Origin of the sequence: Mycobacterium sp., assembly GCF_035640695.1 — a bacterium.
In the GTDB taxonomy this organism is placed as follows: domain Bacteria; phylum Actinomycetota; class Actinomycetes; order Mycobacteriales; family Mycobacteriaceae; genus Mycobacterium.
Genome location: NZ_DASQVQ010000080.1, coordinates 1 through 5,635, shown reverse-complemented (window position 1 = coordinate 5,635; position 5,635 = coordinate 1). Strand labels below are relative to the sequence as shown.

Genomic DNA, 5,635 nt, shown 5'->3' with positions numbered 1-5,635 from the left:
CGGGTCTTCGACAAACACAGCGGCCAAGAGCTGTATCTGGCCCACGCCAAGCGCCTGGCCAGTCCGAGCCAGCGACTGGTGTTGCACGCCAAAGACCGCGGCTGCACCAAACCCGGCTGTACCGTGCCCGGCTACCTCTGCCAGGCCCACCACGTCGACGAGGTGGCCAACGGCGGGCCGACCAACATCGACAACCTCACCTTTGCCTGCAAGCCCCATCACAGGGTGCTCGACCACCACGGCTGGAAAACCCGCAAACGCGTCGACGGCACTACCGAATGGATCCCGCCCCGACAAGACTTCCCGGCGTTGCCAAGGGACTACCCACATCCCCAGCTCTACTCCGACCCGTACGTCTGCGCCCGGTATCCCGCGTATACGCGGTGACCGATGGTCTTGAAGATCGTTCGCAGGGGGAATGGCAAATTGCCGAGGAAGCGCTCCCTTGTTTCGGCAGACTCACCGTCAAGCACGATGCCGCCGAGAGCGAGCCCCCGCCTTGGGTGTGCCCTCACGAACGCCGACCCATGCGAAAGAAACTTTCTCCATTCCTTGGGGCTGAGGTATTCGGCGATAACTGGAACGACGTTGTTCTCCTCGTCGTCGAAGTGTTCGTCGACGAGAGGCGCGAATCTCGCGATCTCGGACATGAGTTCCTCGGCACGCCTTGGGTCACCCACCTCGGCCCACGCGACTGCGGTGGCCCGAACTCGCTCGCTGGCATCGTCGATGGTGCGGTGCGCATCCTCCATCCGGGTCAACTCGGCGGCGCGGCTACGCGCACGCGCGGACAACCTTGGCCACACAAACTCGTCCTCGGCCGAATGATGAAAATGCACCGCCGTCATCATGAAGTCGATGTGCTTGTAAACCACTGCGGCGCGTCCGCTGTCACCAGCAGTGACACCGCGTACGAGGTCAGCAGCGTTGTGCAACTCCCTGCGGAAGCCACGGTGAACCAACGCCATCTCGAACGGATCACACGGCATCTGTTACCCCCGGTGCCCGGTGCCCGAAGTTACAACTCAGCAGCGTAGGCCCCCACCTGCGGGATAGTGAGAAATCCGATGCGATCGGTTGACGAACGCACGAACCACAGAGTTGGGGCTCCGCCCACAGCGGGCGTCAGAGGTGAAAAATAGTTTGTCGGCGTCGGTGCTAAGAATGGATCCCGCCACCCCACCTGGACAAGGGCAAACCCACCACCAACGGCTACTTCCACCCCGAGCGATATCTACGGCGCCAACCCTGAGGTCAGCTGTCCTCGTCGTGGTTTCTGTCGCGGTTCTTGTTCTGGTCGTCGCCCTTGTCCGTGTCCTTGTCTTTGGGCTTGTCTTTGTCTTGGGCAGGGGAAGCGCCGACCTCGATGGTGGCCCAATGACTCGGGGAGACGAAAACCGTCCACTCGCCCGGCTGCCGTCCCATCTTGAGAACCCCAGCCTCGACTTCCCACTTGGTGCTGTCGTCGTAATCGTCTTCTTGCCCGTCGCGGTACGTGAGTTTGAACGCCATGGTGGGAGCCTGCCACTCGCAGGTGGATTCCGGGGCAGGGTGCTGAGATTTTGATGAACTCAGGTGGCGACAGTGGCTTGGGCCAGCGCGGTGTCGACGGGCGTCAGGTGCGCCGAAAGACCGGCGCCGCCCCGGATTTCGGCGAACGAATGGATCATCGCCTCGGTTGCCTCGTGCGGATCGTCGAGGGTGAGGTCGTCGGTGAGCACCGAGATGTTGAGCTGGTCGACGTAGCTCCACACCGTGATGTTCATGCCGCTGCCTGCGACCAACGGCCCGACGGAGTAGATCTCACTGACGGTCGCGCCGCTGAAGTGACCGCGTTCCCGCGGACCGGGGACGTTGGAGATCGGCAGGTTCAGCAGTTTGGTCTGCGCCTCACGCTTGGACAACCAGCGAAACACCTGCGGCGCCACCGACGGCGGAAGGTAAGTCGCCCACTGCGACACCACCTTCGGGCCCAGCAGGTGGAAGTCCTCCTTGGCGATCGAGGTGGCCACCGAGGTCAGCCGCACCCGTTCGATCGGATCAGCGAGCTGCACCGGCAGTGACACGTTCAGCCCGAAGAATTCGTTGCCGGTGAGCCGGTGCGGCGACGGGTCGAGGCTGGCGGGCACCGATGCGATGATCGGTTCGTCGGCGTGGCCGTCGTAGCGCAGCAGCAGCTCGCGCAGCGCGCCCGCGGCAATCGCGAGGACCAGGTCATTGATCGTGATGCCGAGATGCTTGCTGGTCTCCTTGACGTCGGCCAGCGCCAGCGTCGCGGTGGCGAACCGCCGGCCGGGCGAAACCACATGATTGATAAACGTTTTCGGCGGGTTCAGGTTGCGCGCCAGACCCGGCAGCTCGCCGCGTTCCTTGCCCCGCTGGCGCACGCGGGAGATCCCTTCGGCGGTCTCCTTGACCAGCCGGGGCAGCCTGCGCAGCTGCCGCATGTGGTCGCGGCCGGCAGCACGCACCAGCTCGGCCTTCGTCGGCGGCGCGTTGGTGGGATACAGATCGCGCTCGGCCTGGATCGGCCCGTCGAGGTCCATCGCCTTGGCGATCATGTTGGCCGACGCGACGCCGTCGGCCAGCGCGTGATGCACCTTGCCGATCACCGCGAACCGGTTCTGGGCCATGCCCTCGACGAAGTGGAACTCCCACATCGGCCGACTGCGGTCCAGCGGGGTGCTGGCGATCTCGCCGATCAGCTGATCGAGCTCCCGGCGGCCGCCGGGGCTGCGCACCTCGACGCGGCGCAAGTGGTAGTCGAGGTCGACGTCGCACTTTTCCATCCACATCGGGTGGTGCAGCTTGAACGGGATCTCGACCAGGCAGTACCGCAGCGGATCGAGCAGGTGCAGGCGACGCCGGATGGTGCGGCGGAACAATTCAAAGGTGAAATTCCCCTCGAAGTCGGTGACGTCGATGACGCCGACCTTGAGGGTGTGGGCGTGGATATTGGACGTCTCGCTGTAGAGGAGCATGGCGTCCCAGCCGTTGAGTCGCTTCACTGGCGCCACCCCCAATCACGGCCCGGTCGCAGACTCCTATATAACCTCTTTCGCCCTGCTCAGCACGTGGCTTCGATGGATCTCGTTGAGGAACAGGCCGATCACCGTCATCGCCGACGCGGTGCGTGCGCCGTCGGTCAAGTCGAATCCGTGGTGGGCGCCCGGCAACTCCAGGTAACCGACGGGCGACCTCGACGTTGAGCGCAGCCGCTCGGCGAACGCACGCGCCTGCGCTACCGGTATCACCGTGTCGCTCGAGCCGTGCACGACCAAAAACGGCGGGGCGTCCGGCCGCACGCGAGCGATCGGCGATGCGGCGCGGAACAGCTCGGGGTGTCGGTCATAGCGCTTCTTGACGACAACGCGTTCCAGGAAGTCCATGAACCGTTCGCGTTCGGCGGTGGAGCGGTCCTCCCAGTCGTAGCGACCGTAAATGCCGACCGCGGCGTCGACCGACGTGTCGGAGTCGGCCGGCAGTTCTCCGCGGAAGCTCGCGTCGTCGGGTGTCAGACCGGCCAGTGCGGCAAGATGGCCACCGGCCGAGCAGCCGGCGACCGCGACGAAGTCACGGTCACCGCCGAACCGGTCGACGTTCGCGCGGGCCCACGCGATCGCCGCCTTGACGTCGTTGACGTGGCGCGGCCAGGGGTGGTGCGGCGACACCCGGTAGTCGATGGACAAGCACACCCAGCCCTGCTCCGCCAGGTGGCTCATCAGCGCGTATCCCTGCAGCAGTCGCCTGCCGTGCACCCACGCGCCGCCGGGCACGAAAATCAGCACCGGCGCGGGCTCGGCCGGCAGCCGTCTGAGCCGCCAGACGTCGAGCTCCTGCTGCGGCGCATCGCCGTATCGGACGGAGGTCCGAAACACGTAGTGGCGACGCTGCTGGGAGTAGCGCAGCAATGGAGCCAACCGGTCGGGTGTCGGCCACTCCAGGTTCAATTCGTCGGCCGCCACGATCCCGCGCAGGGCCGCGACGCCGACCTCGTTGATATTCGCCTGTTTGCGCAATTCGGCGGCGCCCCCGGCGAGCTTGCTCTGCACCGCCGACGCGACGAAATCCGGGGCGTGGCGGTAACCCCACACGCCCATCGCGGTCAACGCGCCGAGCGGCTCCAGGTGCTTGCCGACCACGGGCAGGGCCGCGTAAGACGTGCTCAACGCGAGGAGATAGTCGGCCGGGCGGGCGCGCATGAACCACATTGCTCTCCCCGGCCGCCCGGGATGCCCGGCATCCATTCGCGCAGCGTACCCCCGGGCCCCGATTCGGAAGCGAAAAATCACCCCAGCGGCCGGACTGGCGCGCTCAGTGCAATGCACGCGCACGCCGTCGCGAGACGGCCAGCGCGATTGCCCCGCAGAGCCCCAACGTCGTGACTACCGCCGCGGCCGCTACGACGAAGACGTCTCTGCTGCTGAAGCCCGACGACTTGTCGGCGAGTCTCAGCTGGTAGTCGCCCGGCAGCGGCCCCTCCCGCGGATCATCCAAACCCGGGAACTGCTGAGTCTTGTGCACCTCGAATTGGCGTTGCCCATCGGGAGTTTGCGTCCAATTACCCCACACCGGCGTCACGCCGTCGAGCAACACTTTGTGCTCACCGTAACGGGCATCGTCACCGGCGTCGACGATCCGCCGCGCCACGAACGGCTCGTATTGGGCCTGGTGATAATTGACGAAGACCGGAACGTCGTCATAGGTCAGCAGCGGTGGCGGAGGCGCCAGGAACGGGCCCGTGTCGTAACCGCCACCGAAGAAGCTACCCACCGCAACATTCAGCGCCGTTCCCACCGGGTCGAACAGCAGCGCCGTGAAGTTGTACGCACCGTAATCGAGCGCGCCCAAGACGACGCTGGCCAGTGGCGGGATCACGACGATCCGGGGCTCGTACTCGTAGATGTAGATGACTCTCAGCTCGTCGTGGTACGGGTTACAGATGATCGGCCGGTAGTAGTCGTCGTAATCCACCCACCGGGAATCCCATTGGCGCACCGGGTGATCCCAGTCGTGATCGTGGTGGTCCCAGTCGTGATCGTGGCGATCGTCGCGCATGGGGTCCGGCCGGTTCCAATCGTGACCGTTGTGATCGCGGCCGTCGTGATTAATGTCCGGCGATCTGACCGCCCGCTCGAGGTCGTCGATGTCGGCCTTGCGCGCGGGATCGGGCCGCTGTTCGATGGGCGCCGACGCCTTGGCGATTCGGACATCCTGCTCGGGCGCCTGCAGCTTCTCGGCTTGGCGAACTTCAATCGCCTTGCCCGCCTGCGAAACCGGGGAGGACGCCGAGGGAACGGTGTCGGAGCCGACTCGCGCGGGGCCGACCGGCGCGCCGCCCGGAGGCGGGGTTCGGTTGGCCGTTGCCGCCTTGCTGTCCAGGTTGGGTGGCGCCGGCGGCGACGCGGTGGCCACGCTTGGGGGCGGCTGGGCGGGCGCCGCCGGGGGCACCGCGCCAGGCGCAGATGCCGTGTGCGGCATCGGGTTCGACGGGTTCTGTACGGCCGGAAGCGGCGCCGGCTCGTTCGTCGGCGTGGCGGCGTGCCGTGGCTGGGGCGCGTCGGGGACGGCGGCCGGCGGATCGGCCACCCTGGTCGGCACCCTCGGAGGGGCAGCGACCACCGGAGCGGGCGCG

General features: G+C 66.3%; 6 protein-coding genes and 1 pseudogene. 2 read left to right on the top strand and 5 right to left on the bottom strand.

Features of this window, described 5'->3' with window-relative positions; all coding sequences use genetic code 11:
• Positions 1–387, top strand: a 387-nt coding sequence (locus tag VE759_RS09850; RefSeq protein WP_324931067.1) for an HNH endonuclease signature motif containing protein, incomplete at its 5' end; no start/stop codon positions are given.
• Here VE759_RS09850 and VE759_RS22885 read toward each other — a convergent pair.
• The 5 genes from VE759_RS22885 to VE759_RS09825 all read right to left on the bottom strand — a co-directional run bounded on the left by VE759_RS22885 (position 339) and on the right by VE759_RS09825 (position 5,415).
• Positions 339–968 carry a hemerythrin domain-containing protein gene (locus VE759_RS22885; protein ID WP_414687873.1) on the bottom strand — a complete coding sequence of 210 codons (630 nt, stop codon included), beginning with the start codon at positions 966–968 and terminating at the stop codon, positions 339–341. The two genes, VE759_RS09850 and VE759_RS22885, sit on opposite strands and share 49 nt — an antisense overlap.
• Positions 969–1,254: 286 nt before the next feature.
• Positions 1,255–1,512, bottom strand: coding sequence for a hypothetical protein (locus VE759_RS09840; RefSeq protein WP_324931060.1), 258 nt, complete (start codon positions 1,510–1,512; stop codon positions 1,255–1,257).
• Between the two features lie 59 nt (positions 1,513–1,571).
• Positions 1,572–3,008, bottom strand: coding sequence for a wax ester/triacylglycerol synthase family O-acyltransferase (locus tag VE759_RS09835; protein WP_324931057.1), 1,437 nt, complete (start codon positions 3,006–3,008; stop codon positions 1,572–1,574).
• A 36-nt stretch (positions 3,009–3,044) separates the two neighbouring features.
• Entirely contained in the window at positions 3,045–4,202 is a 1,158-nt protein-coding gene (locus VE759_RS09830; RefSeq protein WP_414687872.1) for an alpha/beta hydrolase fold domain-containing protein, read from the bottom strand.
• A gap of 112 nt (positions 4,203–4,314) precedes the next feature.
• A complete protein-coding gene (locus VE759_RS09825; RefSeq protein ID WP_324931054.1) occupies positions 4,315–5,415 on the bottom strand; it encodes a hypothetical protein in 1,101 nt (366 codons plus the stop codon).
• Here VE759_RS09825 and VE759_RS09820 point away from each other — a divergent pair.
• Positions 5,408–5,635: pseudogene (locus tag VE759_RS09820) on the top strand (PE family protein); the annotation flags it as partial. The gene VE759_RS09825 and the pseudogene VE759_RS09820 sit on opposite strands and share 8 nt — an antisense overlap.